Here is a 25,832-nt window from a genome sequence, read left to right on the forward strand (position 1 = left end):
GGTGCTCCAGGTGAGGGGATTGACGGGCGAGGGGACGAGGGCCCCGCGGGAGGCGGGGCGAGGTTTCCGCGGCGGCGAGGGTGAGGGGCGGGCGGCCGTAGGGGAGTACGGCCGCCCGCCGGCCCGGGGCCGGTCAGCCGGCCTTGCGGGCCGCCCAGACCTGCGCCGGACGGCCGTCCGCGCGCTGGAGGTCGAGCAGCCAGGTCCCGTAGTAGGGCCGGTCGCTGACCGTGAGGGCGAAGCCGCCGCTCGGGTCGGTGATGGTCACCGCGCCGTCGCGGGAGGTCAGCCGCCACTGCTGGGCGGCGGAGTTCCCGCAGGCCTGCTGCGCGACCCACATGCCCGCGGCGGGAGCGCCGCCCGGCTGGAGGCACTTGCCGGAGGCCGCGGACCGGATGCGCACCGTCCCGCCGCCCGCGTCGTCGAAGTACCACTGCTGCTGGGCGTAGCCGTTGGTCCGGTTCGCGACGAGGACGGTTCCGTCGGCGGTCCGGCCGCCCCACAGCTCGGCGGCCATGCCGCTGCTGCCGTTGCCGAGCACGTAGCGGGTGCCCGGGGTGGTGGCGCCGCCGCCCGCGCCGGCCGTACGGAACGACGCGGCCTTGCCGGGGCCGCTGTCACGGCCGGAGCCGTCGCGGACCGACACCGCGGCCGTGTACGCGGTACCGGGCTTGAGGTTGTAGACGCGCAGCGAGGTGGACTGGACCCAGGTCAGGTGCTTGTCGTTGAGCAGCACCTGGTACCAGACCGCGCCCTCGGTCTTCGGCCAGCTCAGCACCACCGAGTCGGACTGGATCTGACCCGCCGTCACCGCCGGGGCCCCGGAGGGCTTCTTGGTGGGTGAGGGGCTCGGCTTCGCGGTGGGCGAAGGGTTCGGGTCCGGGGTGGTGCCGCCGCCACCGCCCGCGGAGCGCATCAGGAACTGGTTGTCCGCGATGTTCCAGTGGGTGGCCAGGTAGCTGCCGGGCTTCGGGCTGGTGTGGAAGTAGTCGTCGTGGTTGCAGTCCAGGATGTTCTCGGCGGCCTGGTTGCGGCACACGTCGCGCATCTTCGGGTAGTACGGGGTGTCCGAGTAGCACATGACGTCGAACTCGTCCGTGCAGTGCGCGCCACGGCTGGTGTTGGGCGCGCTGTTGTTGACCGCGCCCAGGTTGTGGCCGAGTTCGTGCGCGGCGGTGTGGCCGCCCCAGCAGCCCGAGTCCGTACGCCCGTAGGAGGGGCCGAAGTTGCTCAGGTTGTTCTGGCCGGGCCGCTCGTCGCCGTTGAAGGTGCCGATGCCGCAGTAGACCTGGGAGTCCGCGAAGATCATGTACTTGCGGTCGCGGCGGTCCAGCCCCTTGGCCGCCAGCGCGTTGTTGGTGGCGCTGAACTCCCGGAGCGCGGAGTCGGGGAGCTCGATGTTGAGCACTGACGGGGTGCAGTCGGCGGCCGTCACGTAGCGGATGTGCCGGACGCCGCCGGTCTCCTTGGCGCTCGCCGCGTAGATGAGGTCGGCGTCGGCCGCCCACTTGCGGAACGAGGCCACGTACTCGGCGTACCGGTCGCGGCCGGGCCCGTGTACGTACACGACCTGGACGCGGTTGCCCGTGCTGCCGTCCCCGTCGCACTGGACGGTCTGCCCGGCCGGTCCGGCGGCGACGGCCTGGCCGCCGGAGGCCGGCGGGGCGGGGGCCTTGGCGCTCGCGGCGGCGCCGCGGGCGTCGGCGGCGGGCGCGTCCTGAGGACGCCCGCCGTTCTCGGTGGCGGCCGGGTCGGCGTGGGCCGGGGAGGCGGGGTCGGCCGCCGGGGCCTTCGTACGGACCACGGGCTCCACGTCCCGCTTGATGTCGACGCCCCCGGGGGGAGCGTCGGGCCCGTGGGTGCACAGGCCCGCTGTCGTGCGGTAGACGCCGACGCAGCGGTCGCCCTTCGGGGCCGTCTCCAGCCCGTCGTAGACCATGCCGCGGCTGTCCTCGTTCGCGGGCGCCTTCGCGAGGGGGGCCGGTTCCGCGTCCCGGGCCGGTGCGGCGGCCGGTTCGGCGACGGCGGCGGGTGTCTCCGTCAGCGCGGTGGTGGTCGCCTCGGCGTCGCCGCCGATGCCGGAGTAGGCGATGCCTCCCGCGAGGACCGCCGCCGATGCGATGGCGGCGGTCAGGAGTATCAGCTTCCTGGGTTTGCGGCGGTGGCCGGGCCTGCGGCGGCGGCCGGTCGATCGTGCTGTCATGCGCACCTCAAGTCCTGGTCAGGAGAGTGGGTGCGCGGAAGCTTGCCAGATGAAGGGCTCGTGTAATTCGGACAAACGGGAGAACGGACCAAGAAATCTATCCGTTACCTGGATGCAGGATTTGATGAACCGTCAAGTCTCTTTGGAAAGAGCGTAGTTACGCGCGTTGCGGGTCAAAGGTCCAGGCCTTTTGGGCGTTCTTGTTATCAAATCGAGATATGAGACGGAACCTTGTTGACGGGAATTCAGTCAGCTATTCATGTAAAAACTACCTGCCGAATTCCCCCCGTTACGAGCCGTGAAGCGGACGCGCCCGGGGCGCGTGGGTCGTGGGTGCCCAGGCCGCCCGGAGGGTGCGGCGCCGGCTTGGGCACCCGTACGGCTATCGGGCGGCGTCCCGCTCCCAGAGGTAGAACCGCTGGGCCATCGCGTCCTTCGGGCTCCGCCACGTCTTCGGGTCGTGCGGGCTGACGAAGGCCGAGAGCCGCTCGCTCAGGTCGCGGAACTCCGGGTGCCCGGTGACCTGGGCGATGGCCGGACCGGGGTCCCGGTCGGCCTCGATCAGGTGCATGTACACGTCCCCGAACTGGAAGAGACTGCGGCGGCGGACCCCGACCAGGTGGGGCAGCTCACCCGCGTCCGAGGCGGCGAACAGTCCGGCGATGTCGGGCGCCGAACCGGGCGCCATACGGGCCACGATGAGGGCTTGGTGCATCGGGAGGTGTGCCTTTCGACTGGACGGGACCGAGGGGGGAAGGGCGGGAGGGGCGGGAGGACTCAGCGGCGGCCGGCGACGGGCTTGCGGCCGCCCCGCTCCCGCTGCTCGATCTTGTCCCGGATGAGTTCCATCTGGATCCGGGAGTTGAGGTTGATGCGGTCGGTCATCCCGACGTCGTCGATCGGCGCGTCGGGCTTCATCGCGAAGTCCTGGACCCAGCGCATGCGGGTGCCGCCCGGCACCTCGCCGTACTCCCAGTGGATGTTCATGTGCGCGAACGGGCCGGTCTCCACCCGGCGGGCCTTCACCGTGAGGCCCGCGCGGTCCACCGTCCGCTCCGACACCCAGCTCCACACCACGCCGTTCTCGTCCGGGTGCATGGCGAGCCGGAACCGGGTGGTGTCACCCGCCTTCTCGAGGATCTCGACCGAGGCGTACTCGCTGAACAGCTTCGGCCAGTTCGGCAGGTCGTTCGTCACGTCCCACACGACGTCGACGGGCGCTTTGACCACGATCTCGTTGTCGGTGTGTCCAGGCATGTCAGGCTCCGGTCATGAGGCTGTTGTTGACGAGGTCGACGAACTCGCGCGGGCTCTTGCAGCGGTCCGCGTCCGGGGGCAGCGCGCGGCCCCGCCGGTTCTCCAGCTCACCGACGATGCCGAGCAGACCGAGCGAGTCCAGGCCGTAGTCGTCGAACCGGGAGTCCGGGCGGCTCGCCAGCTCCGAGGGGTCGACGGTGATGCCGGCGCTCTTCATGAGCGCCGCCAGCTCTTCCATGGTCAGTTGGTCGGACATGGTGCCTTCTCTCTTTCCTGCTTCCGGGAACCGGGCCCTTGACCGCGCCCGGCCCTGACGAACGGGGCACCGGTCCCTACGTGCCGGATCCGGGCCCCTTGCGGAGGACGAGTGCCGCGTTCGACCCCATCCGGCCCCGGCTCAGGACGAGCGCGGTCCGCAGGGGGGCGACACGGGCGCTGCCCGTGACCACGTCGAGGTCGTGGCAGACCTCGAAGACGTTCGGGGTGGGCGGGATGACGCCGTGCTCCAGCGCCAGCACGGCGGCGGCGGCGTCGAGGGTGCCGGCCGCGCAGTACGCCCGCCCGGTACCGGTCTTGGGAGCGGTCACCGGCACCTTCGCGCCGTACGCGCCCAGCGCCTCCCGGATCGCCCGAGCCTCGGCCGCGTCCGCCTCGGGGGTGCCCAGGGCGTCGGCGAAGACCACGTCCACCTCCTCGGGGTCCAGCCCCGCCTCCCGCAGGGCGCCGCGGACGGCACGGGCCAGACCCGCGCCCGACTCCTCCGGCCGTCCCGGCCCGGTGAAGGTGGCGGCGTGCCCGGCCAGCAGGGCCCGCACCGGCGCGCCCCGCCGCTCGGCCGCCTCCGCGTCCTCGACGGTGAACATCGCGCCGCCCTCCGCCGGGACGAAGCCGCAGGCCTTCGCGGTGAAGGGCCGGTAGGCGCGCTCCGGGTCCTCCGCGGTGCTGAGCCCCTCGTACCCGAGCTGGCAGACCACCGAGTACGGCGCGAGCGGCGCCTCCGTCGCGCCGACCAGCATCGCCCGGCTGCCCTGGCGGATCGCCCGGGCGGCGTGCGCGAAGGCGTCCAGTCCGCCCGCCTCGTCGCTCGCGACCACCCCGCAGGGGCCCTTGAACCCGCGCCGGATGGAGATCTGGCCGGTGCTGGCCGCGTAGAACCAGGCGATCGACTGGTAGGGGCCGACGTAGCGGGGTCCCTGCCCCCACAGTCGCTGGAGCTCGCGCTGCCCGAACTCGCCGCCGCCCGAACCGGCCGCGGTGACGACGCCGACCGCGTACGGATCGTCCTCGTAGTCCGCCCGGCCCAGCCGGGCGTGCTCCAGCGCCAGGTCCGCCGCCGCCAGCGCGTAGTGGCTGAAGCGGTCGGTCTGGACGAGGAAGCGGTCCTCGACCAGCGCCCCGGGCTCGAAGCCCCGCACCTCGCCGGCGACACGCACCGGAAGGTGCTCGCAGCCCTGCCGGGTCACCCGGTCCAGGACGCTCTCGCCCGCCTGGGTCGCCTTCCAGAAGGCGGCGGCGCCGATCCCGTTGGGTGCGACGACCCCGATGCCCGTGACGGCCACCGGCTTGCCGGTGCTGGGTCTGTTCACGTGCGTACCTCCTTGGGCTGGGTCATGACCACGGCGGACTGGAAGCCGCCGAAGCCGCTGCCTACGGACAGCACGCTGCGCATGGTGTGGTCGCGGGCGGTGCGCGGCACGTAGTCCAGGTCGCATTCGGGGTCGGGCGTCTCGTAGTTCGCGGTCGGCGGCACCACCTGGTGCGTCATGGCCAGCACGCAGGCCGCGAGTTCGATCGCCCCGATGGCGCCGAGCGAGTGCCCCACCATGGACTTGATGGAGGTCATCGGCGTGTCGTAGGCGTGGTCGCCGAGCACCCGCTTGACCGCCGCCGTCTCGTGGCGGTCGTTCTGCTTGGTGCCGGAACCGTGCGCGTTGACGTAGTCGATGTCCCGCGCGTCGATCCTGGCCTGTGCCAGGGCGGTCGATATCGCCCGGGCCATCTCCAGGCCCTCGGTGGTCAGCCCGGTCATGTGGTGGGCGTTGCCGAAGGTGGCGTAGCCGCCGATCTCGCAGTACACGCGGGCCCCGCGGGCCCGGGCGTGCTCCAGCTCCTCCAGGACCAGGACCGCGCCGCCCTCGCCGAGGACGAAACCGTCCCGGTCGGCGTCGAAGGGCCGGGAGGCGTGCGCCGGGTCGTCGTTGTTCGCGGAGGTCGCCTTGATGGCGTCGAAGCAGGCCACGGTGATGGGGGAGACGGGGGAGTCCGACGCGCCGGCCACGCACACGTCGATCCGGCCCTCCTGGATGGAGTGCACGGCGTACCCGACGGCGTCGAGCCCGGACGTGCAGCCGGTCGAGACCGTCTGTACGGGACCGCGCGCCCCCGTCTGCTCCGCCACCGCCGAGGCGAGGGTGGCGGGCGTGAAAGCGCGGTGCAGGAAGGGCGAGGCGAGACGGTGGTCCACGTCCCACCACGCCCCCTGCTGGCTCACCGCGACGTAGTCGTGCTCCAGCCGGGTGGTACCGCCGACCGCCGTGCCCAGGGAGACGCCCGTACGCCAGGCGCGTTCGCCGTCGAGCTCCAGCCCGGCGTCGGCCATCGCCTCGCGGGCGGCGACCAGGGCGAACTGGATGTAGCGGTCGGCCCGGGCCGCCTCGTCCTCGGTGAGGCCGTGCTCACGGGGGGCGAAGTCGACCTCGGCGGCTATCCGGGAGCGGAACCCGGACGGGTCGAAAAGGCTGATGCCCCGGGTCGCCGTACGGCCGTTGGACAGCAGGTCCCAGAAGGCGGCGGTCCCGATGCCGCCCGGGGCCACCACGCCCACCCCGGTGACGGCAACCCGCCGGCGCGTCACGAGACCACCCCGGAGCGCTCCGGCGGACGCTCGGCCCAGGCGGTGGCGTCCGGGTTCGGGGCCTCCTCGGTGTCCACGTGCCCGAGCTCCGGGCGCGGGGCGAGGGGGCCGAGGTGGAAGACCATCCGGGCCTCGGTACCGCCGACGTTGCGGAACCGGTGGCGCACGTTCAGCGGGACCAGCAGTCCCTGGTCGGTGCGCAGCGGGTGGGTCTCGCCGTCGAGGTCGACCTCCAGCGTCCCGGCGACCACGTACACGAACTCCTCGGAGTACGGATGGTAGTGCTCGGCGATCGACTCGCCGGGGGCCATCACCGCCAGGCCCATGAAGCCGCTGGTCGAGCCCACCGAGGTCGGGGTGAGCACGGCGCGCAGATCCCCTCCGCGCCTGCGGTTGGGCTGGGTCTCGCTGAGGTCGACGATGCGCGGCTGATGTCTGGTCATGCTGACTTCCTCCTGGCGGATCGGAGCCTTGGCGTGTGCGCGGGCTGCCGGGTCGTGACGGGGAGCGGGGGCCGGGCCGTTGGCCGGGGCGGCCCCGTACGGATCAGGACTGCGCGGGAGCCCGGCGGTCGGTGATCAGGTCCATGGGGTGGGGGCCGGCCGGAGCGGTACCGGGCGCCCCGGCCAGCAGACGGTGCAGCACCGCCGCCTTGCGGGGTCCCTCGAGGCCGAAGCCGGCCGCGAAGCGTGCGTCGGCCGGGCCCTTGACGTCGAGGAGGCGCACCACCACGTCGTCGCGCTGGAAGATGCTGCTGCTCAGCACGGGGGAGGTGGGGATCTTCGCCGCCGTCTCGTCCTGACGGGCCAGGAAGCGGGCGACGAGGGGGCCGCAGCCCGCCTTCGCCGGGTAGAACAGCGCGTGCCGCGTCACCCGGTCGGGCTGCGGGCCGTGCGCGGCCACGTGGTGGACGGCCGGCAGGGCCGCGCGCATGAAGAACATCCGCGCCGACTCCGGATCGGACAGGTCCCGGTGCTGCTCCAGGTACGGGTTGATGGCGTGCTCGACGGCCCGCACCTCGGGTTGCTCCGACACGTGCCGCAGGGCAGCGGTGAGGTCGCCCTGCACCTCCACGGCACGGACCACCCGGTTGCCGTGCATGAACAGCGAGGTCCGGCAGAGCCGGGTGTGGTCGTCGACCCGGGCGGCCGGGGAGGAGTACGAGGAGAGGATCTCGGCGACCTTCGCCTCGCTGCCCGGCTTCACCGTGAAGGTCAGCGCGTGCCGGACGATGCCCTCGCCCAGCCGGGGAGCGCCCTGCAGCCGGCCGCCGGCGGCGCGCTCGGGGGCCTCGTACCGCTTGCCGGTCTCGCGCAGCACGGTGAAGGTCAGCGGCCGCATCGAGCGGGCGCAGGCTCCCAGCGGCCGGACCTGCTCGGCGTGCTCCTCGCTGTTCACCCACGCGAGGTACTGCGGCGCGCTCTCCCACTCGCTGGTGATCAGCCACTGCGAGGGGTTCGCGAAGGACTGGCAGAGCTGGTCGCCGAGGTGGCCCGGCACCGACGCGATGTCGTGCCGCAATTGCTCGTAGGCGTCGAAGAACCGCTGCTGGGCACCCTCGTGGAGGTCCATCAGCAGGACGACCCGCAGCATGGAGCCGTCGAACGCGGACTGCGACACCCGTTCGGACAGGGTGGTTGTCATCTGCTCACTCCTTCGTGAGGGCCTGGACCGGCGCGTACGCGGCTCGGTGCTTCGCCGGGGCAACCGCCGGGGCGCGGGTCCCGGGGGACCGCGCGGTCGGGGACGGCGGACGGTGTGGCCCAAGTGGGTCCGCCGCTGTCGCTCATCGTCATCCGGCCGGGTACGGATCGCGACATCTCCGGATCAAGCGGGTGACAAGACGCGACTCGCCAAGGCGAGAACCCTGATCGGGGGCATAAGGCGTCCACTGCCCCCACACGAAACAGGAGCCCGCAGCCGATGGAAGAACATGCCGATGTCCGCGTACCGGTCCTCGTCGTGGGCGGTTCCCTCGTAGGCCTCTCCACCTCGCTGTTCCTGAGCCGCCACGGCATCAGGCACATGGTGGTCGAGAAGCACGCCGGGACCTCCGTCCACCCGCGCGGACGGGGCATCAACGCCCGGACGATGGAACTGTTCCGGACGGCGGGCGTCGAGCCCGCCATCCGCAAGGAGGCCTCCGCGCTCGAGGCCAATCAGGGCATCCTGCAGACGCAGGCCCTCATCGGCGGCGAGCACAAGTGGCTCATCAGGGCGGTCGACCCCTCCGGGGCCCTCGCCCGCTTCAGCCCCACCGGCTGGTGCCTGTGCAGCCAGAACAACATCGAGCCGGTCCTGGCCGCGCAGAGCCGCGCCCAGGGCGCCGACGTACGCTTCGCCACCGAACTGATGAGCTTCGACCAGGACGCCACCGGGGTGAACGCCCTCGTCAAGAACCGGGAGACCGGCGAGCACCTCACCGTCCGCGCCGACTTCCTGATCGCCGCGGACGGCCCGCGCAGCCCCGTCCGGGAGGCGCTCGGCATCCGCCAGACCGGCAACGGCGAGCTCTTCCACAACGTGAGCATCGTCTTCCGCTCCGAGCGCCTCGCCGAGGCCCTGGGCGACCTGCGCTTCATCGTCTGCTACCTGATGCGGCCGGGCGCGGACGGGGCGCTGCTGCCCGTCGACAACGAGACCCAGTGGGTTTTCCACGCCCCCTGGCACCCGGAGACGGGCGAGACCCTGGAGGACTTCACCGAGGAACGCTGCATCGCGCAGATCCGCGAGGCCATCGGCCTGCCCGACCTCGACGTGGAGATCGGCGGCAAGGCCCCGTGGCACGCCGCCGAGCGGGTCGCCGAGCAGTACTCGGTCGGCCGGGTCTTCGTGGTGGGCGACGCCGCCCACGAGATGTCCCCGACCGGGGCGTTCGGCTCCAACACCGGCATCCAGGACGCGCACAACCTCGCCTGGAAGATCGCGGCGGTGCTGAACGGATCGGCCGGCCCCCGCCTGCTCGACAGTTACGAGGAGGAACGGCTCCCCGTCGCCCGGGCCACCAGCGAGCGGGCCTCCGCCCGCTCGGCCGAGCACAGCCACCCCGGGTACGTGCCGCCGCCCACCATGGGCGGCGGCCCCGGCAGCGGGGTCCTCACCACGGCCATGGGCTACTGCTACCCGAGCGGCGCCGTCATCGGCGGCGACCCGGCGCGGCCGGTCATCCCCGAGGAGATGCGCCTCAAGGGCGACGTCGGCACCCGGGCACCGCACATGTGGCTCACCCGGGCCGGCGAGCGGATCTCGACGCTGGACCTGTACGAGACCTCGTTCGTGCTGCTGAGCAGCCCGGGCACGCCCTGGCAGGAGGCCGCCGGGCAGGTCGCCCGGGAACTGGGCGCGCACCTGGACGCCTACACGGTCGGCTCCGCGCCGGACGCCGACCTGGTCGAGGCGGAGGGCACCGACTGGGCGCGGCTCCACGAACTGCCCGCCGAAGGCGCCGTCCTGGTACGCCCCGACGGCTTCGTGGCCTGGCGCTGCGAGGGGACCCCGGCGGACCCGCGCGCGGAGCTCGCCGACGCCATGACCCGGGTGCTGCGCCGCTCCTGAACGGCGGCGCCGGCTCAGCGGCAGGCCCAGCACCCCGCCCAGCACCCGTGGCCCCCGGGCCGCGGCGGCGGGCGGTGGTGCGCGGCCCGCACCGGCCGGGCGCCGGTCCGCGCGGCCCGGCCCGCGAGGCAGGCGACCACCACCGTGATGGCGGCGAGTTCCTCGGGCCGGGCGGCGCCCCGGTGGATCCGGAGCAGGCTGGATATGGAGACGTCGCTTCCCATCGGTACGGCCTCTCGTCGGGAGACCCCCCTGCCCCGGTCCGGGGCCCTCTCGGGCCGGTGGACCGGGTGCTGACGACGCTACGAGCACCCCGACGGCGTGTCGTGCGGGGGAGCCCGGTCCGCACCCATCCGGGGGACACGCCCGCGAGCGGCACGGGAGGGGCCCCGCCGCCGCCCTACCGCAGGCCCAGCTTCACCCACTTGGCGGTACTGGGCACCCCGCGCGCGTCGAGCAGGAACAGCATGTAGTACCCGGGCGGGGCGTCCGCCGGCGTCGGCGGGGTCCGCAGGGTGATGCCGTCGCCGCGCACCGCGGTGACCGGCAGTTCCAGGTGCCGCTGGCTGGTGTTCACCGAGTGGGTGACGGTGGTCGGCGCCAGGAGTACGGCCCGCCGGACGGCGGCCGCGGTGGAGCTGCGCACCTCGAAGGCTGCGCCGTGGGCGAGCTCGCCCCGGGGCACCCGGTCCAGTGCCGGCCGGGTGCCGCCCCGGTGGAGGTAGGCGGGCTCGTAGATCTCGATGCTGCCGTCCATCGCGTCGCGGATGTCGGGGTCGTTGGCGATCTGCTGGAGCTCGTCCCCGGTCACCATCACCCGCCCGTCGGGCATCACCAGGGCGTTGGAGTGGTAGCCCCGGGGGAGCCGCTGGGCCGGTCCGAGCCGCCAGTGGCCGGCGGGGTCGCGCAGCTCGGTCCGCCGGTACTTGAGGTCGGCCTTCGGATTGAAGGGGCCGTTCCCGTAGTCGCGGGTGCTCAGGGCTCCGTTGACGGTCAGGAGGGTCGCGTCCGGCAGGATCAGGGTGTCGTCCTGGGTGCGGCCGAAGGCCCGGGGCTCCTCCGTGGTCCACCGGCCGCCCGCCAGCCGGTAGGTGTTGGGGTCGTGCGGGTCCCCGCCGAGCACCAGTACGGAGTCCGGGCCGCGCAGGCCCGCCGGGAGGGGCACGGCGGATCCGTAGCCGCGGAAGTCCGCGGGGCGCCGGGGCAGGTCGCGGCGGGTCTCCTTGACCGGGTCGAAGACCCACTGCTGGTCGGCGTCCCGGCCGAGCCCGTAGATCATGCCGTCCCGCAGCGAGAACAGGTGTGGATAGTCGTTGCGGAAGGGCGCGTCCGCCCGGAACCGGTCGGCCGCGACGTCCAGGGGGATGTCGAACGGGCGCCAGGGCACCGGCAGCCCCTTCGCCGGGAAGCGCTCCACCACCGGGGTCGGGGTGCCCGTACCGCGCTCGGACTGGCCGGACATGATGATCTGGCGGCCGTCGGCCCCGGTGACGGCCGACGGGTACCAGCGGCCCACGGCCATGTCGCGGTTGCGGTACCAGCGCTCGGTCCACGGGTCGAAGACGAAGGAGAGCTTGGCGCCGCTGCCGCCCTTGCCGCCGGTGTTGCCGCCGAAGACCGCGAGCATCCCGTTGGGCAGGAAGGCGTGCCCGGCGCAGAAGAACGGGGCGGGGCGCGGGGCGTACGTACCGTCGGGCATCAGCACCGTCGGCGGCCGGACCTCCTTGAACGCCCGTGCGCCGGTGCCCTTGGACGGGTCCCACAGGAAGGCGCGGCCCGCGTTGGCGGGGCCGGTCCGGTCGGTGGGGCCGGTCTCCTTGGTCGGGTCGACCTCGACCCGTTCGAAGGAGAAGAGCAGCACCTTGCCGGTCGGCAGCTGGGCGAGGTGGACCCCGAAGTCGGGAGAGGGGAAGAACTCCGCGAAGCGGCCGTACTCCGCGGGGTCCATGCCCTTGTTGGCCAGCGCCTGCGACTCGGTGAGCGTGATCAGGCTCGCGGTACGGGTCGCCTGCGGGTAGCCGTCGGTGCCGCGGACCGCGCGGCGCCGCTCGGCGTGGGCCCGTGCGTGCTCCTCGCCGATCAGGGCGGCCTCCGCCGACGTGACCGCGGCGCCGCCGTCCGCGTGGTCGTGGGCGGGCGCGGACGCGGCGGCCGGCCCGGACAGGAGGACGGCCGTGGCCAGCGTGGCGGCGAGGGCAGCGGACCGGTGTGTTCGTCGGGACATGCGACTCCTCCGTGTACGACCGCCGGGACGGGAGGGACGTCATGCTAAAAGATCACGTGGATATCGCCTCATATGACGCGAATCGACTGCCTCGTACGGGTGCCCCCAGCGTCCGCCGTCCGCCCTGGCGCGACGATCGGCGGCGAGCCGGCCACCGCCTCCACGGGAGTGGGTCAGTCCGGTACGCATAAAAAACGCCCCGGACGAATTGACGTCCAGGGCGGGCTTTCGCGTATATTCGATACTTCACGCCTTTGCCCGAATGAAGGGCGTGGCGAAGCTTTACGGGGACATCGTATCGCGCTGGGAGCGAAATTGTCAAACACCGAATTTCAGAGCGAGCAGAAATTCATCACCGAGCTCTACGCGCGCCTCGAAGACCTGCGCGACCAGGCCGAACGGGCCGTTCAGGGCGCCCTGGGGGAGAGCGGCACCGGATTCCAGGCGCGGCTGGAAAGGGACGTCCTGGTTGCCGAGCAGTCCGGTCTGCTTTCCGCTCTGAACTCCGCCGAACACGGCCTCTGTTTCGGCCGGCTCGAGTTCTCCGACGGCCGCGACCACCACATCGGCCGTATCGGCATCAGACAGGACGACGCCGAACGCACCCCGCTCGTCATCGACTGGCGCGCCGAAGTCGCCCGCCCCTTCTACCTCGCCACCGGGCACGTCCCGATGGGCCTGCGCCGCCGTCGCCACATCACCACCGAGGGGCGGCGGGTCACCGCCCTGCACGACGAGATCCTGGACCTCGCCGACACCGAGCGCACCGGCTACGAGGGCGCCGACGCGGACGCCGTCCTGCTCGCCGCGCTCGACACCGCCCGCACCGGCCGCATGCACGACATCGTGCGGACCATCCAGGCCGACCAGGACCGCATCATCCGCTCACCGCACCAGGGCGTGCTGGTCGTGGAGGGCGGCCCCGGCACCGGCAAGACCGCCGTCGCCCTGCACCGCGCCGCCTACCTCCTCTACGCCCACCGCGAGCTGCTCGCCCGGCGCGGCGTACTGATCGTCGGACCCAACCCCGCCTTCCTCGGCTACATCGGAGAGGTGCTGCCCGCCCTCGGCGAGACCGGCGTGCTCCTCGCCTCCCCCGGCGACCTGTACCCCGGAGTGCGCGCCACCGGCACCGACCGGCCCGGCGCCGCCGCCGTCAAGGGCCGCGCCGTCATGGCCGAGGTCCTCGCCCGGGCCGTCGCCGACCGGCAGACGCTCCCCGAGCAGGTACCCGCGGGCAGCGGGGAGGACAGCGCCGTGGTCCCCGAGCCGGCGCTGGAGATCGACCACGACGACTACGGCACCCTCCTGCTCGACCGGACCATGGCCCACGCCGCCCGCGACCGCGCCCGCGCCACCGGCCTGCCGCACAACCCGGCCCGCCCCTACTTCGCGTTCTCCGTCGTCGACGCCCTCACCGGACAGCTCGCCGACCGGCTCGGCGCCGACCCCTACGGCGGCCCCAACCTGCTCGGCCCGGACGACGTCGCACAGCTCGGCAAGGAGATCGCCACCAGCCCGGAGGTACACGCCGCCATCGACACCCTCTGGCCCCGGCTGACCCCCGAGCAGCTCGTCGCCGACTTCCTCGCCGACCCCTCCCACCTCCCCCGGGAGGACGCCGACCTGATCCGCCGGACCTCGGGCGACTGGACCCCGGCCGACGTCCCGCTCCTCGACGAGGCCGCCGAACTCCTCGGCGTCGACGACAGCGCCCTGCGGGCCGCCGCCGAACGCGACCGGCTGGAGCGCATCGCCTACGCGCAGGGCGTCCTCGACCTCTCCCAGGGCTCCGAGTCCTACGAGTTCGAGGACATGGAGAACGAGTACCTCGCCGCCCACGACATCATCGACGCCGAGCGGATGGCCGAACGGCAGGAGGAGGCGGACCACCGCACCACCGCCGAACGCGCCGCCGCCGACCGCACCTGGGCCTTCGGGCACCTCATCGTCGACGAGGCGCAGGAGCTGTCCGAGATGGCCTGGCGGCTGCTGATGCGCCGCTGCCCGACCCGCTCCATGACGCTGGTCGGCGACCCGGCGCAGACCGGCGACGAGGCCGGCTGCGGTTCCTGGAAGCAGATCCTCGACCCGTACGCCGGCGACCGCTGGGAACACGTCCGGCTGGGCGTCAACTACCGTACGCCCGCCGAGATCATGGAGCTGGCCGCCGGAGTGATGCGTGCCCACCGGCCCGGCTTCGAACCGCCCCGCTCGGTGCGCTCCACCGGCGTACCGCCCTGGGTGCGGGCGGCCCGGGACCTCCCCGGCGCGGTCGCCGGAGCCGTCCGCGACGGGGCCCCGGCCGAGGGCCGGCTCGCGGTGATCGCCCCGCGCCCCCTGCACCCGGCCCTGGCCGAGGCGCTGCCCGGCCTACGGGCGGGGGAGGAGCCGGACCTCACCCGGCCGGTGGTGCTGCTGGACCCGCGCCAGGCCAAGGGGCTGGAGTTCGACACGGTGATCGTGGCCGAGCCCGCGGACCTCGAACCGAGCGACCTCTACGTCGCGCTCACCCGCGCCACCCAGCACCTCGGGGTGGTGCACACCGGCCGCCTCCCCGAAGGACTGCGCGGCTGACGGACCGGCCGGCCGCCGGCGAACGGACCGGCCACCGGCGGAACGGACCGGCTGCTTGCTGGGTGCGGAGTGGCCGAATCAGCCCCCCTCCAAGGGGCGTTGACCGTCGTAGGGTGGCCGGATGCCTGTAGTTGACATCAGTTCCGCGGCCGCCGACTTCGACTCCGACCCCCACTCCTTCTACGCGGCGCTGCGCGCCGCCGGACCGGTGCACCGGGTCCGCGGCGTCATGCCCGACGAGGACCCGTACTGGCTCGTCGTCGGCTACGAGGAGGCCCGCCAGGCCCTCACCCACCCGGACCTGCTGAAGGACTGGCGCAGTTCCGGGCTGTATCCGGACATCGAGCCCAGCGCCTCCAACTCCAACATGCTGGAGTCCGACCCGCCCCACCACACCCGGCTGCGCCGCCTGGTGGCCCGGGAGTTCACCGCCCGCCGCGTGGAGGCGATGCGCCCCCGCGTCCAGCAGATCACCGACGAACTGCTGGACGCGATGGCCGCCCGCCCCGCGCGCTCCGCCGACCTCATCGAGGCCCTCGCCTTCCCGCTCCCCATGACGGTGATCTGCGAGCTCCTCGGCGTCCCGGACCTCGACCGGGAACGCTTCCGCCGATGGTCCAACGACATCGTCGCGCCCCGCCCGGAAGCCACGAACGCCGACGCGCACGTCCAGCTCAGCCGCTACCTCGCGGACCTCGTCGCCGAGAAGGCCGAGTCCCCCGGCGACGACCTGCTCAGCGCGCTGATCCGCACCCGCGATGAGGACGGCGACTCGCTCTCCCCCGACGAGCTGATCGGGATGGCCTTCCTGCTGCTCGTCGCCGGCCACGAAACCACCGTCACCCTCATCTCCAACGGCGTCCGCGCCCTGCTGGCGCACCCAGACCAACTCACCGCCCTGCGCGCCGACGTCGATGGGCTGCTGCCCGGGGCCGTTGAGGAAATGCTCCGCTACGACGGCCCCGTGCAGAACTCCACCTACCGCTACGCCGCCAAGGACGTGGAGCTCGGCGGTGCGGTCATCCCCGCAGGGTCGGTCGTGCTCGCCTCGCTGTCCGGCGCCGGCCGGGACCCGGGCCGCTTCACCGAACCCGACGTGTTCGACATCCGACGCGCCCCCGGAGGGCACCTCGCCTTCGGGCACGGGCTGCACTTCTGCCTCGGCGCCCCGCTGGCCCGGATGGAGGGCCGCATCGCGATCCGGGGCCTGTTGGAACGGTTCCCCGGCCTGGAGACCGACCCGGCCGGCGGCCCCCTGGAGTGGATCCCGGGGAGCCTGATGCACGGGGTGAGCCGACTGCCGGTGCGCTGGTAGCGGGACGCCTCCGCCGGGCGGCACACCACCGGTGGCCCGCCCGGTGGAGGCGCGTACCGGCTGCCGGTACGGGTTTTGGACTGGTGCCCGATCCTCAATACGATCCGGCGATGATCATAAGAAAACGACTGGCGGCAGGGGCCTGCGGCCTGTTCGTCGCCTTGACCGCGGGACTCCTCCCGTCGACCGCGGCCGCCGCCGACGGACCGGCGAAGGAGCCCCCGAAGGTCGAGCTCGTGCTCGACGTCAGCGGCTCGATGCGCGCGACCGATATCGACGGCCAGTCCCGCATGGCCGCCGCGAAGCAGGCCTTCAACGAGGTGCTCGACGCGGTCCCCGACGAAGTCCGCCTGGGCATAAGGACCCTGGGCGCCACCTACCCCGGTGACGACAGGGCGCTCGGCTGCAAGGACACCAAGCAGCTCTACCCCGTCGGCACGGTCAACCGCACGGAGGCGAAGACCGCCGTCGCCACCCTCGCGCCCACGGGCTGGACCCCCATCGGACCGGCCCTTCAGGCCGCCGCCCAGGACCTGGAAGGCGGCAACGCCACCCGCCGGATCGTCCTCATCACCGACGGCGAGGACACCTGCGCCCCGCTCGACCCCTGCGAGGTGGCCCGCGAGATCGCGGCCAAGGGCATCCACCTCGTCGTGGACACGCTCGGACTCGTCCCCGACGCCAAGACCCGCGCCCAGCTCACGTGCATCGCGGAGGCGACCGGCGGCACGTACACCGCGGTGACCCACACCGCCGAACTCTCGAGCCGCGTCCGGCAGTTGGTCGACCGCGCCGCCGACCCGGCGGCCACACCGGTGGCCACCGAGGGCGCCAAGCGGTGCGAGGACGCCCCACTGCTGAAGGCGGGCCTCTACAGCGACCGCGAGACCTTCGGCGAGCACCGCTGGTACCGGGTCGACGTACGCCCCGGCCAGGAACTGCGCGCCTCGGTCAGCATCGGTGCCGACCGGGCCGTCAACAACGACTACGGCGTGCTGCTGCGCGCGACCACCGTCCACGGGCGGGAGATCGTCCGCGGCTCCGAGGCCGGGGACGGCCGTACCGACGTGATCTCCACCGGCCTGCGCTACCCGAAGGCCGAACGCGACGGGGCCGGCGGGGACGCCGCCGAGGCCCCGGAGACCGTCTGCCTCCAGGTCAGCAACTCCTTCGCCGCCGGCCCGGCCGTCAAGACCAGCCCCGGCATGCCCGTCGAGCTGACCATCGACCTGGTCGACGGCCCCGACGAGGGCTCCGACGTCGCCTCCTTCGGCCTCGGCCGCGGCTGGTGGCTGCTCGGCCTGCTGGTGCTCACCGGCCTGCTCGCCGGTCTGGTCTGGGGCTGGCTCTCGCGCTGGCGCGTCACCGTCTGGAGGACCAACTGATGCGTACCGTACGCACCCTGACCGCCGCACTGCTGGCGGGAACCGCGCTCCTCGCCCCGGTGACGGCCGCCGCCGCGGCCCCGAGCCCCGCCCCCACCCCGAGCGCGGGCCAGGGCACCGGGAAGGACGGCCGTGCCCCGACCGAGGCCGGGACGGGCTTCCGCACCGCGGCGCTCTTCCGGCCCGGGCAGAAGGCCACGGCCGCCGGGTCCACCGGTGACTACCTCTACTGGGCGTTCCCCGCCGACACCGGCCAACGGGCCACCGTACGCGCCTCCGTGACGCTCCCCGAGCCGGCCGCCCGGCACGGCGCGCAGACGTGGCGGCTCGACGTGTACGACGGCCTGCGACGCCGGCAGCCCTGCGCGTACGGGCACCAGAGCGCGGCGGCGGACAGGGCGGCCGTCTCCGTGGAACTCTCCTGTACCCTGCGCACCGTCCGCTCCGGGGCCGAGGCCTGGTCCAACGACCCGCTCCCGGGCAGCTACTACGTCCGCCTGACGGTCGTCGGGGCGCACGAGGAGGACCTCGGGCTGCCCGTGAAGGCGCAGGTCGAGGCCGAGGTGAAGGAGACGGGCGGGGCCCGGGCGGTGGACGCGGTCCTGTCCGAGCCCCTGGTCGCGGGGGTGGCGGCCGCCTCGGAGCGGCAGCGGGAGGCCCGCGCCCCGGAGGGCGGCTGGTCCGGCGGCCGGTGGTCCGACCGCTGGCTGTGGACGGCCGCCGGCGGGGTGCTCGCAGCCCTCGCGGGCGTCTACGGGTACTCCCTGACCCGCGGCTCCGGCCGCCCCTCCCGGCCCCGGGCCTGACCGGGTGCCGCCGTCCCCGCGGGGTACGGCGGCTCCCGTTCCGGAGGATCATCCGGCCACGGAGCGTGGGCTATGTTGGGGGGAGAGTGACGTGAGAAGGAGGCCGCCGGTGTCATCGGGGCAGCAGGCACGCGCGCAGGCGGCCGCGATCACGCCCGGCGGGACCCCGCCCGGGCAGGAGAAACCGCCGGCCGAGCGGCTCCTCGCGCTCTTCGACGGCCACCGGCTCTCCCCGGGCCAGCGCCGGATCGCCCAGTACCTGATCGATCACCTCACCGAGGCGGCCTTCCTGTCGATCACCGAGCTCGCGGAGCGCGTCGGCGTCAGCCAGCCGTCCGTGACCCGGTTCGCGTCCTCCCTCGGCTTCAGCGGCTACCCGGCCCTGCGCGACGTGCTCCAGCCCATCGCGCTGTCGGCGGTGGCCGCGACCCCGGACAGCCGTGAACAGATCCGCCGGAACGAACTCCAGGCCGCCGTCGACGCCGAGATCGAGAACCTGGAGAACGTGCGTCGCCTCCTCGCCGACACCAACCAGGTGCTGGACATCGGCCGCGAGCTGGCCCGCTCCGTCCCGCTGACCGTGGTGGGCCTGCGGATCTCGGCCTCCCTGGCGGAGTACTTCGCCTACGCGGCCCGCCGCATCCACCCCGACGTGCGGCTGGTGACCCGGGGCGGCAGCGTGGCCTACGACGCCCTGCTCCAGTGCCGGGCGGCCGGCGGGAGCTGGGTGCTGGCCTTCGCCATGCCCCGGCACGCCAACGAGACCCTCGCCGCGCTGCGCGCGGCCCGCAGCACGGGGCTGAAGGTCGTCCTGATCACGGACCCGACCGTCGGACCGCTGGTGGAGGCGGCCGACGTGGTGCTGACCGCCGCCACCGGTTCGCGGCTGGTGTTCGATTCGTACGCGGCCCCCGGGATGCTCTCCGCCGCCCTGCTCCAGGCGATGGCCGACGCGGACCCCGAGCGGACCCAGGCGCGGCTCGAACAGTACGAGCAGGTCGCTGACCAGCACGGTTTCTTCATGTAGCGGCAGATCTCGCCGCCGTACACCCGCCAGACACCCCCGGTACACCCGTCGTGCACGCGCCCGCCGTCCGGGGATATTCAGTGCCCGGACATGCATGAAATTTTTCATACTCTTGATTACTCGACGGTATATATGTTTACTGACGGCGGCGCTTCGGATCCCTCAGACGCCAAAGGCGGACGTTCCCCTCGTCCGCCTCGAACGGCCCCGGTACGCCGAACCTCCTCACGGCGGGACCGGACGCCGCGTCAAGGCTTGTGGATCCCCCGGAGGAGCGCCCCCGGCGGCCTCGGTCAACCCCTGGACCGAGGCCGCCCACCAGCAGTGTCTCGATCAGAGTTCGACACCACTCGGAAGTGACGAGAATGCCCCAGACGGCCACCCTCACGCGCAGCCCGGACTGGCCCCTCCAGGTCAAGGCCCCCGGGACGCACGACTGGGAACGCAGCGCCACCCGCTGGCTGCGGGACCTCCTCCCGGCCCGCTACGGCAGCTACCTGACGCTGACCCGTCACCACGCCCTGCTCGCCCGCCACGTGCAGCTCCAGCTGCAGCACGAGATGCGCGCGGTCCGCGTCGCCCTGCACACCAGCCGGGCCGAGCTGCCGACGATGGGCATCGCCGAGTCGGTCATAGAGAACACGATCAGGATGTACGCCATCGAGCTCGAACAGCTCGGCCGCCTCTCGCGGGGAGCCCGCCTCGTTTCGGAGGCGCTCCTGCTGGCGGCCGCCCCGGGCCAGCGCAGGCGCTGACCCGGAGCGGGGCGGAGCCGGCCGTCAGGCCTGGCAGACGCCGCGCGCGTAGTCGTACGTCGCGGTCGCCTGGGAGTACGTCCACTGCCGGCGGGCCGGTGACGGCCTTCCGGCAGCCGGGGCTTCAGAGCCAGGGGATCTCGTGGGCGCCGTGGCGGTAGGCGCGGAAGACCGAGTTCTGGGCGCCGCGCGAGGACTCCAGCCCCGTGCCCCGGCTGAACGACCCGAATTCCGGGACGACGAACTCCCACACCACGTCCCCCTCCGGCGTCACCTCGAAGAGGCGCCCGAAGGAGCCCTCCGCGACGAAGGTGTTCCCGTTCGGCAGGCGCTGGGCGCTGGACATGTACGGGCTGAAGAAGTTCTGCGGCGGGTTGTCCTCGTACGACCACACCTCCTCGCCGGTGACCGGATCGAGCTCCACCACCCGCCCGGCCAGGGCGAGCGCCTCGTCGATGTCGTGCGTCACGAACAGCACGGTCGTCCCGCTGCGCTGCCACAGCTCCCGCAGCAGGTCCTGCATCCGGGACCGGGTCAGCCCGTCCAGCGCCCCGAACGGCTCGTCCATCAGCAGCACTTCCGGCCGCGCCGCCAGCGCCACACGCTGCTGCATCCCGCCGGACAGCTGCGCCGGGTACTTGTGCGCCCCGTCCGCGAGGCCGACCTCCGCCAGCCCGGCCATCGCCCGTTCGCGTCGCTCCCGGCGCGGCAGGCCGAGCCGCTTGAGGGCGAACTCGACGTTGCCCCGGGCCGTGCGCCACGGGAAGAGCGCGTAGTGCTGGAAGACCACGCCCCGGTCCGGGCCCGGCCCCTCCACCGGCACGGCCCCGGCCGTCACCCGGCCTGCCGCGGGCCGGACGAAGCCGGCCACCGTGTTCAGCACCGTGGACTTGCCGCAGCCGCTGGGCCCCAGCAGCGCCGTGAACGACCCCGCCGGGAACGTCAGGTCCGTCCGCTCCAGCACGGGCGCGCCGCCGTAGCCACCGTCAGCCCATCCAGCCGTACGTCGAGGCTTATGACGCGCCCCAGTGCACGAAGCGGCGTCCGGCGGCGGCCAGGAGGAGGTCCGCCGTCACGCCCAGCGTCCCGAGGACGAGCAGCCCCGCGAACATCCGGTCTACCCGCAGGAACTGGCCGTCCACCTGGAGCCGGTACGCCAGCCCGCTGTCGGCGCCGCCCAGCTCGGCGGCGACCAGGGCCAGCAGCGCCACCGAGGCCCCGTACCGCAGCGCCGCCAGCAGCGCCGGTGCGGCGGCGGGCAGCAGCACCTCGGTGAACCGGCGGTGCAGCGGCGCCCCCAGCGAGCGCGCCGCCCGCAGGTGCGAGACCGGCACCCGCGAGACCCCGTCGTGCACGTACAGCCAGACCGCGAGGAGCACGGCGTACGCGATGAGCAGGCGTTTGGCGCTCTCGCCGATGCCGAACCAGGCCGTCGCCAGCGGCACCAGCGCGATGGCGGGGATGGGCCGCAGGAAGGAGACCAGGGGTGACGGCGGCGGACAGCCGCGGCAGGTACCCCGTCGCGAAGCCGAGCGCGCCGCCACCGGCCGCTCCGAGGGCGAAGCCCTGCCCCGCACGGGCCAGGCTCGCGGCGAGGTCGTCGGCCAGGACGCCGCTGCGGGCGCTGACGGCCAGCGCGGAGAGCGTTCCGGCCGGCGTGGGCAGCAGGCCCGGGGCCACCGCACCCGACCGGGCGAGCAGGGCCCAGAGTCCGAGCACGGCGGCGGCCGCACCGAGCGGCGGGCCGAACCGGCCGAGGGCCCGGCCCGCCGGGGAGGGGGTGGTGGGGTGCACGTGAGCACTCCTCATCTCGTGATCTCGTGATCGGGTGGGAATTCGTCGAGCGCATCGGCGGCGACCTTGCCGACCTGGCGTTCATAACTGCGGTCAATAATTGACCAGGCTTATGAGCGGTGTGTTGCGGCCGTGCGAAACCTCCCGGGCCCGCCCGGCCCCCGAAGGCGATGAGGTATGTTCACGAGCGTGTGTGCTGGCCGCCCGGTCAGGCCTCTCGCAGCCCTTCCTCAGCCAGTTGGAACGCGGACTGGCCACACCCAGCCTCAGCTCGATCTACCGGATCGCCGAAGCGCTCGACGTGGCACCCGGGACCTGCCTGCGGCCGCCGGGCCGGCCGGGACCGGTCGGCCACGAGAGCGACCCGCAGGTGATCCGCGTCAGCGAGGGCGCCGGGCAGGTGGCCCAGGTGCTCATCCCGGGCGGGCGCAGCACCCTGATGGAGGCCTACGAGCACCACTTCGAGCCCGGTCAGGGCGAGCGCGGGTGGTTCGAGCACCGGGGGGAGGACTTCCTGTACGTACTGGAAGGGGAGGTCGTCCTCGAAGTGCGGGGCGAGGAACCCCTCCTGCTGAAGGCCGGCCAGAGCGCCCATCACCAGGGCGGCCTGCCGCACCGCTGCGTACTGGCCGGCGGGGGCGCGGCGGCCCGTACCCTGCTCGTCGTCGCGAGCCCGTAACTCCCCTACCGGGGCGCCGCGTAGCAGCGCACGGCGACCACCCTCTCCGGCCCCCACCGTTGCTCGACGGCCGCCAGCAGGCTCCAGCCGAGACGCTCGTACAGCGCGACGGCCACGGTGTCGGAGGCCACCACGTCCAGTACCGGATGCAGCCCGAGATCCCGAGCCTCCCGTACGGCCCGCGCCATCAGCAGGGCGCCGGTTCCGCGGCCACGCGCGGCGGGTGCGACGAACAGCCGGCTGACGACGGCGGCCCCCTCCGCGGGCACCCCCGTCCGCAGGCTCCACAGCCCCGGCGCCGCATCGCCCGGTCCGCCGCGGCACAGGGCGATGTGGCCGGCCACCCGCCCGTCCCGTTCCGCGACCCAGCTGCCGAGCAGCGCGGGCGGCGACAGCCACTCCCGCGGCCGTTCGGGCCAGTCCACCGGGTAGCCGTCACCGTGGTGGACCTCGGCGAGTGCGCGCACGCACGCGCCGAGGTCGTCGGGTCCGCGCCGTCGGATGTCCATCCGGTCATGCAACCACGGCGTGCTCCGCCTCAGGACAGACGGGTGACCCTGGCCCCGAACGAGGGCTCCGCCAGGTCCCTCCCGACCGCGACCGGCACGCTCTTCGCCCCACTGCCCTCGCCCACCGTCAGCACTCCGACCTCGGTCCCGGCCTCGGCCTCGTGCGGCAGCGGCTTGGTGCCCGCGCCGAGGGCGAGCCGCAGCCGCTGACCCGGTACGCCGATGACGGTGAGGTCCTTCGCCGCCACGAGCGGGGTCGAACCGCCCAGCCCGTCGGAGACGTGGCCCACCAGCTGCCCCTTGCGGATGACGGTGACCGGGCCGAGCGCGGCGCGGACCGCCTCGATGACCTTCCGGCTGTTCTCCTTCACCAGCTTCAGGCTGTTCGCGGCGTTGGGGTCCGGGCCGTCCACGCGCTGGTCCATCATCGTGCCGAGGATCAGCGGGGTCTCACCGCCGACCGTCTTGTACGCGGCCCACATCAGGGTGCCGCCGGCGGGGGTGCTCGACCCGGTCTTGATGCCCTTGATGCTCAGACCGGGTGCGAGCAGGAGGTTGTCGTTGTTGTTGTTGATCGGCTTGGGCAGCCCGTCGATGGTGGCGCTGGGCATCGCCACGACCGAGCGGAACGCCTCGTCCTTCATCACCGCCTCGGCGAGCTTGAGCTGGTCGACGGCGGTGCTGACGGTGCCCGCGTCCAGGCCGCTGGGATCCGTGTACGTGGTGTCCTTCATGCCGAGTTCCCTGGCCGCCGCGTTCATCTTCGCCACGAAGGCGGCCTCGTCGGCACTGCCGGTGTCCCAGCGGGCCAGCAGCCGGGCCACGTTGTTGCCGGACGGGATCATCAGCATCTTGATCATGTCCAGCTGGCTGAACTTCTGCCCGGTGGTGAGCCCCTCGATCCGGGACTCGTCCTCCGAGGTGCCGTCGGCCACCGCCTTGGCGTCGACCTCGATCTTCGGGCCCGGGTCGTTCTTGCGGAGCGGGTGCCCCTTGAGGACCACGTACGCCGTCATCACCTTCGCCACGCTGGCGGTCGGCACCGGCTTCTGCTCGCCGAACGTGCCGATGTCACCGGATCCCGCCACGCGTACGGCCGCTTGTCCCTTGGCCGGCCAGGGGACGGGGGTCGAACCGTCGAGGGTGTACGAGGTCTGGGCGGGCACGAACCGCGGGGCCGGGAGCGGGCGCAGCATCTGCCCGCCCGCTACGGCGGCGCCGAGCAGCAGCACGACCGGCGCCCACACCTTGACGCGGCGGGTGAGGGTGCGGCGCGGAGTCTGCGGCGGGGGAGCGGTGTTGGTCAGTTCGGCCAGCAGCTCCAGCGGTGCCACCGGGGCCTGTCGGGCGGGCTCGGGCACGGGCCGGGGAACCGGCCGCGGGACGGTCCCGGGCCGGGGGGCCGCGGGGTCCCCGAGCGCGGCGAACTCGCGGGTCCGCTCCGGGTCGTGCGGCCGTGTCCACCGGGCGGGGGAGCCGTCCACGGCCCCGCCCTGCGTCCGTCCGCCCGCTGCCGGACCGTGGCCCCGCGCGCCGGGCGGGGGTGTGCGGGGGTCCGGGGCTCCCTTGCCGGGAGCGGCGGCTTCCTTCGCGGGCCGTGCCGGTTCCGCGTCGGCCGTGCCCGTGGCGGGGGCCTGCTCCCGGGCGCCGGGCGTGGGCTGGTCATCGTCCAGCGCCCAGGCCGGGCGGGGTCGGGCCGTTCCGGTCCGGGCCGCCTCGTCGCCGGTCCCCTCGGGCACGGGTGCGGCGGCTTCGCCCGCCCGGTCCCGCGCGGGGGACTCGGCCTTGGCCCAGGAGGGGCGGGGCCGGTCCGTCCCGCGCCGCGCCGACGTCCCGTCAGCCGCGTCGGCGGTGCCCTTGCCTCCGGCGGTGGTGTCGTCCGCCGGCTCGGGGCCGGCGCCGCCCGGCCGCTTCCCGGCCGTGGTGTCGGCGTCGGCGTCGGTGACGGAACCGGCCTGATCCGGCGCGCCTTCCGCCGGGACGGCGGCGGTGGTTTCGTCCGCCGACTCGGCGTCGCCCTCGACGTCGGTGTCCTTGGTGGTGCGGGGATCGGTCTGCTGCACGGGCTGGGCGTCATTCGCCGGCTCCGCGCTTTCGGCTTCGGTGTCGGTGTCCGTGTTGCCGGCGGGGGTGCCGGGGGCGGTCCGCTGCGTGGGCCGGGCGTCGTCCGCCGGCTCCGCGTCGCCCTGGGCTCGGGCACCGGTATCCGCGCTGGCGGTGGGGGTGTCATCCGCCGGCTCGCCTTCACCTTCGGTGTCGGCGTCGGTGTCCTCGCCCCCGGCAAGGGCGTTGGCGTCGGCCTGCTGGCCGGGGAGGGCGTCGGATCCCGGTTCCGTGTCGGTTCCGGCGGCTATCCGCCCGGCGAGGGCAGGGGTGCCGCCGTCGGATTCCCTTGCGCCCTCGCCAGAGGTGTGGGCGTCGGTCTGCTGGCCGGGGAGGGTGTCGGATGCCGGTTCCGCGTCAGCCCCGGCGGATATCCGCCCGGTCTCGGCGGGGGCGTCGCTGTCGGGTTCCCGCCCGGCGAGGGCGGGGGCGTTGCCGTCGGGTTCCCGCCCGGCCAGGGCAAGGGTGTCGCCGTCCCGTTCCCGCCCCGCGAGGGCGGGGGCGTTGCCGTCCGGTTCCCGCCCCGCGAGGGCAGGGGCCTCGCCTTCGGGTTCCCGCCCGGCCAGGGCAAGGGTGTCGCCGTCCCGTTCCCGCCCGGCCAGGGCACCGGCATCCGTTCCGCCGCCCGCCACCGTTTCCGCCTTCATGCGCGCCCCACCTTGCTGTTCCCACCCGGCTCCGCCGGTACTCGCCGTCACGTCGGCGCGGCCGTCACCGGCCCGCCGATCACCTAGATGGCGGACCCGGCCTCCGCGTTCCCACCTCGGCGGGCTGTGACGGTTCGGTCAT

General features: G+C 73.6%; 23 protein-coding genes. 9 read left to right on the plus strand and 14 right to left on the minus strand.

Annotation, left to right across the window (positions count from 1 at the left end; genetic code table 11):
- Window positions 1-133: 133 nt before the first annotated feature.
- The 8 genes from ACFY7H_RS13425 to ACFY7H_RS13460 all read right to left on the minus strand — a co-directional run bounded on the left by ACFY7H_RS13425 (window position 134) and on the right by ACFY7H_RS13460 (window position 7,958).
- Window positions 134-2,203, minus strand: a complete 2,070-nt coding sequence (locus ACFY7H_RS13425; protein WP_388937536.1) for an RICIN domain-containing protein — start codon at window positions 2,201-2,203, stop codon at window positions 134-136.
- A gap of 382 nt (window positions 2,204-2,585) precedes the next feature.
- Window positions 2,586-2,918 (minus strand): TcmI family type II polyketide cyclase, encoded by a 333-nt coding sequence (locus ACFY7H_RS13430; protein WP_388937537.1) that lies wholly within the window; start codon window positions 2,916-2,918, stop codon window positions 2,586-2,588.
- Window positions 2,919-2,980: 62 nt separating this feature from the next.
- Complete coding sequence (locus ACFY7H_RS13435; protein ID WP_388937539.1) at window positions 2,981-3,460, minus strand: SRPBCC family protein; 480 nt, start codon at window positions 3,458-3,460, stop codon at window positions 2,981-2,983.
- A 1-nt stretch (window position 3,461) separates the two neighbouring features.
- Entirely contained in the window at window positions 3,462-3,716 is a 255-nt protein-coding gene (locus ACFY7H_RS13440) for an acyl carrier protein (RefSeq protein WP_388937540.1), read from the minus strand.
- Between the two features lie 76 nt (window positions 3,717-3,792).
- Window positions 3,793-5,046 carry a beta-ketoacyl synthase N-terminal-like domain-containing protein gene (locus ACFY7H_RS13445; RefSeq protein ID WP_388937541.1) on the minus strand — a complete coding sequence of 418 codons (1,254 nt, stop codon included), beginning with the start codon at window positions 5,044-5,046 and terminating at the stop codon, window positions 3,793-3,795.
- Window positions 5,043-6,314 carry a beta-ketoacyl-[acyl-carrier-protein] synthase family protein gene (locus tag ACFY7H_RS13450; RefSeq protein WP_388937542.1) on the minus strand — a complete coding sequence of 424 codons (1,272 nt, stop codon included), beginning with the start codon at window positions 6,312-6,314 and terminating at the stop codon, window positions 5,043-5,045. The genes ACFY7H_RS13445 and ACFY7H_RS13450 overlap by 4 nt, the downstream gene beginning before the upstream one ends.
- Window positions 6,311-6,757 (minus strand): cupin domain-containing protein, encoded by a 447-nt coding sequence (locus ACFY7H_RS13455; RefSeq protein WP_388937544.1) that lies wholly within the window; start codon window positions 6,755-6,757, stop codon window positions 6,311-6,313. Before ACFY7H_RS13455 ends, ACFY7H_RS13450 begins: the two co-directional genes overlap by 4 nt.
- Before the next feature lie 103 nt (window positions 6,758-6,860).
- Window positions 6,861-7,958 (minus strand): SchA/CurD-like domain-containing protein, encoded by a 1,098-nt coding sequence (locus ACFY7H_RS13460; RefSeq protein ID WP_388937546.1) that lies wholly within the window; start codon window positions 7,956-7,958, stop codon window positions 6,861-6,863.
- A gap of 279 nt (window positions 7,959-8,237) precedes the next feature.
- On the opposite strand from ACFY7H_RS13460, the gene ACFY7H_RS13465 reads away from it, so the two are divergent.
- Entirely contained in the window at window positions 8,238-9,869 is a 1,632-nt protein-coding gene (locus ACFY7H_RS13465; protein ID WP_388937547.1) for an FAD-dependent oxidoreductase, read from the plus strand.
- Between the two features lie 14 nt (window positions 9,870-9,883).
- On the opposite strand, the gene ACFY7H_RS13470 is transcribed toward ACFY7H_RS13465, so the two are convergent.
- Together ACFY7H_RS13470 and ACFY7H_RS13475 are read right to left on the minus strand one after the other, a co-directional pair.
- Window positions 9,884-10,093: an acyl-CoA carboxylase subunit epsilon gene (locus tag ACFY7H_RS13470; RefSeq protein ID WP_388937549.1), complete on the minus strand. Its 210-nt coding sequence runs from the start codon at window positions 10,091-10,093 to the stop codon at window positions 9,884-9,886.
- A gap of 176 nt (window positions 10,094-10,269) precedes the next feature.
- Window positions 10,270-12,093, minus strand: coding sequence for a galactose oxidase-like domain-containing protein (locus ACFY7H_RS13475; protein ID WP_388937550.1), 1,824 nt, complete (start codon window positions 12,091-12,093; stop codon window positions 10,270-10,272).
- Between the two features lie 315 nt (window positions 12,094-12,408).
- Here ACFY7H_RS13475 and ACFY7H_RS13480 point away from each other — a divergent pair, with 315 nt between their 5' ends.
- The 6 genes from ACFY7H_RS13480 to ACFY7H_RS13505 all read left to right on the plus strand — a co-directional run bounded on the left by ACFY7H_RS13480 (window position 12,409) and on the right by ACFY7H_RS13505 (window position 19,958).
- Window positions 12,409-14,670 (plus strand): HelD family protein, encoded by a 2,262-nt coding sequence (locus tag ACFY7H_RS13480; protein WP_388937551.1) that lies wholly within the window; start codon window positions 12,409-12,411, stop codon window positions 14,668-14,670.
- A gap of 121 nt (window positions 14,671-14,791) precedes the next feature.
- Window positions 14,792-15,985, plus strand: a complete 1,194-nt coding sequence (locus ACFY7H_RS13485) for a cytochrome P450 (protein ID WP_388937552.1) — start codon at window positions 14,792-14,794, stop codon at window positions 15,983-15,985.
- Window positions 15,986-16,095: 110 nt separating this feature from the next.
- A complete protein-coding gene (locus ACFY7H_RS13490; RefSeq protein ID WP_388937553.1) occupies window positions 16,096-17,370 on the plus strand; it encodes a VWA domain-containing protein in 1,275 nt (424 codons plus the stop codon).
- Window positions 17,370-18,176, plus strand: a complete 807-nt coding sequence (locus tag ACFY7H_RS13495) for a hypothetical protein (RefSeq protein WP_388937555.1) — start codon at window positions 17,370-17,372, stop codon at window positions 18,174-18,176. Before ACFY7H_RS13490 ends, ACFY7H_RS13495 begins: the two co-directional genes overlap by 1 nt.
- A gap of 109 nt (window positions 18,177-18,285) precedes the next feature.
- On the plus strand, window positions 18,286-19,203 hold the full coding sequence (locus ACFY7H_RS13500; protein WP_388937556.1) for a MurR/RpiR family transcriptional regulator: 918 nt from the start codon (window positions 18,286-18,288) through the stop codon (window positions 19,201-19,203).
- A gap of 365 nt (window positions 19,204-19,568) precedes the next feature.
- Window positions 19,569-19,958 carry a hypothetical protein gene (locus ACFY7H_RS13505; protein WP_388938114.1) on the plus strand — a complete coding sequence of 130 codons (390 nt, stop codon included), beginning with the start codon at window positions 19,569-19,571 and terminating at the stop codon, window positions 19,956-19,958.
- A gap of 124 nt (window positions 19,959-20,082) precedes the next feature.
- Here the strand turns inward: ACFY7H_RS13505 and ACFY7H_RS13510 are convergent, their stop codons facing one another.
- On the minus strand, window positions 20,083-20,922 hold the full coding sequence (locus ACFY7H_RS13510; protein ID WP_388937558.1) for an ATP-binding cassette domain-containing protein: 840 nt from the start codon (window positions 20,920-20,922) through the stop codon (window positions 20,083-20,085).
- Between the two features lie 49 nt (window positions 20,923-20,971).
- On the minus strand, window positions 20,972-21,403 hold the full coding sequence (locus ACFY7H_RS13515; protein WP_388937560.1) for an ABC transporter permease: 432 nt from the start codon (window positions 21,401-21,403) through the stop codon (window positions 20,972-20,974).
- On the opposite strand from ACFY7H_RS13515, the gene ACFY7H_RS13520 reads away from it, so the two are divergent.
- Window positions 21,375-21,782: a hypothetical protein gene (locus tag ACFY7H_RS13520; RefSeq protein ID WP_388937562.1), complete on the plus strand. Its 408-nt coding sequence runs from the start codon at window positions 21,375-21,377 to the stop codon at window positions 21,780-21,782. The genes ACFY7H_RS13515 and ACFY7H_RS13520 overlap by 29 nt on opposite strands.
- An 82-nt stretch (window positions 21,783-21,864) precedes the next feature.
- Window positions 21,865-22,431, plus strand: coding sequence for a helix-turn-helix domain-containing protein (locus ACFY7H_RS13525; RefSeq protein WP_388937564.1), 567 nt, complete (start codon window positions 21,865-21,867; stop codon window positions 22,429-22,431).
- Between the two features lie 5 nt (window positions 22,432-22,436).
- Here the strand turns inward: ACFY7H_RS13525 and ACFY7H_RS13530 are convergent, their stop codons facing one another.
- Both ACFY7H_RS13530 and ACFY7H_RS13535 read right to left on the minus strand, forming a co-directional pair.
- On the minus strand, window positions 22,437-22,940 hold the full coding sequence (locus ACFY7H_RS13530; RefSeq protein WP_388937567.1) for a GNAT family N-acetyltransferase: 504 nt from the start codon (window positions 22,938-22,940) through the stop codon (window positions 22,437-22,439).
- Between the two features lie 29 nt (window positions 22,941-22,969).
- Window positions 22,970-25,690 carry a serine hydrolase gene (locus tag ACFY7H_RS13535; protein WP_388937569.1) on the minus strand — a complete coding sequence of 907 codons (2,721 nt, stop codon included), beginning with the start codon at window positions 25,688-25,690 and terminating at the stop codon, window positions 22,970-22,972.
- Window positions 25,691-25,832 lie beyond the last annotated feature (142 nt).

Origin of the sequence: Streptomyces sp. NPDC012794 (assembly GCF_042901085.1) — a bacterium.
In the GTDB taxonomy this organism is placed as follows: domain Bacteria; phylum Actinomycetota; class Actinomycetes; order Streptomycetales; family Streptomycetaceae; genus Streptomyces.

Bases quoted from the DNA above. Each gene is read 5' to 3' on its own strand.
- ACFY7H_RS13425 (WP_388937536.1), bottom strand. From the start codon at position 2,203: ATGACAGCACGATCGACCGGCCGCCGCCGCAGGCCCGGCCACCGCCGC.
- ACFY7H_RS13430 (WP_388937537.1), bottom strand. From the start codon at position 2,918: ATGCACCAAGCCCTCATCGTGGCCCGTATGGCGCCCGGTTCGGCGCCC.
- ACFY7H_RS13435 (WP_388937539.1), bottom strand. From the start codon at position 3,460: ATGCCTGGACACACCGACAACGAGATCGTGGTCAAAGCGCCCGTCGAC.
- ACFY7H_RS13440 (WP_388937540.1), bottom strand. From the start codon at position 3,716: ATGTCCGACCAACTGACCATGGAAGAGCTGGCGGCGCTCATGAAGAGC.
- ACFY7H_RS13455 (WP_388937544.1), bottom strand. From the start codon at position 6,757: ATGACCAGACATCAGCCGCGCATCGTCGACCTCAGCGAGACCCAGCCC.
- ACFY7H_RS13460 (WP_388937546.1), bottom strand. From the start codon at position 7,958: ATGACAACCACCCTGTCCGAACGGGTGTCGCAGTCCGCGTTCGACGGC.
- ACFY7H_RS13465 (WP_388937547.1), top strand. From the start codon at position 8,238: ATGGAAGAACATGCCGATGTCCGCGTACCGGTCCTCGTCGTGGGCGGT.
- ACFY7H_RS13470 (WP_388937549.1), bottom strand. From the start codon at position 10,093: ATGGGAAGCGACGTCTCCATATCCAGCCTGCTCCGGATCCACCGGGGC.
- ACFY7H_RS13475 (WP_388937550.1), bottom strand. From the start codon at position 12,093: ATGTCCCGACGAACACACCGGTCCGCTGCCCTCGCCGCCACGCTGGCC.
- ACFY7H_RS13485 (WP_388937552.1), top strand. From the start codon at position 14,792: ATGCCTGTAGTTGACATCAGTTCCGCGGCCGCCGACTTCGACTCCGAC.
- ACFY7H_RS13490 (WP_388937553.1), top strand. From the start codon at position 16,096: ATGATCATAAGAAAACGACTGGCGGCAGGGGCCTGCGGCCTGTTCGTC.
- ACFY7H_RS13495 (WP_388937555.1), top strand. From the start codon at position 17,370: ATGCGTACCGTACGCACCCTGACCGCCGCACTGCTGGCGGGAACCGCG.
- ACFY7H_RS13505 (WP_388938114.1), top strand. From the start codon at position 19,569: ATGCCCCAGACGGCCACCCTCACGCGCAGCCCGGACTGGCCCCTCCAG.
- ACFY7H_RS13520 (WP_388937562.1), top strand. From the start codon at position 21,375: ATGCCGAACCAGGCCGTCGCCAGCGGCACCAGCGCGATGGCGGGGATG.
- ACFY7H_RS13525 (WP_388937564.1), top strand. From the start codon at position 21,865: ATGAGCGGTGTGTTGCGGCCGTGCGAAACCTCCCGGGCCCGCCCGGCC.
- ACFY7H_RS13530 (WP_388937567.1), bottom strand. From the start codon at position 22,940: ATGGACATCCGACGGCGCGGACCCGACGACCTCGGCGCGTGCGTGCGC.
- ACFY7H_RS13535 (WP_388937569.1), bottom strand. From the start codon at position 25,690: ATGAAGGCGGAAACGGTGGCGGGCGGCGGAACGGATGCCGGTGCCCTG.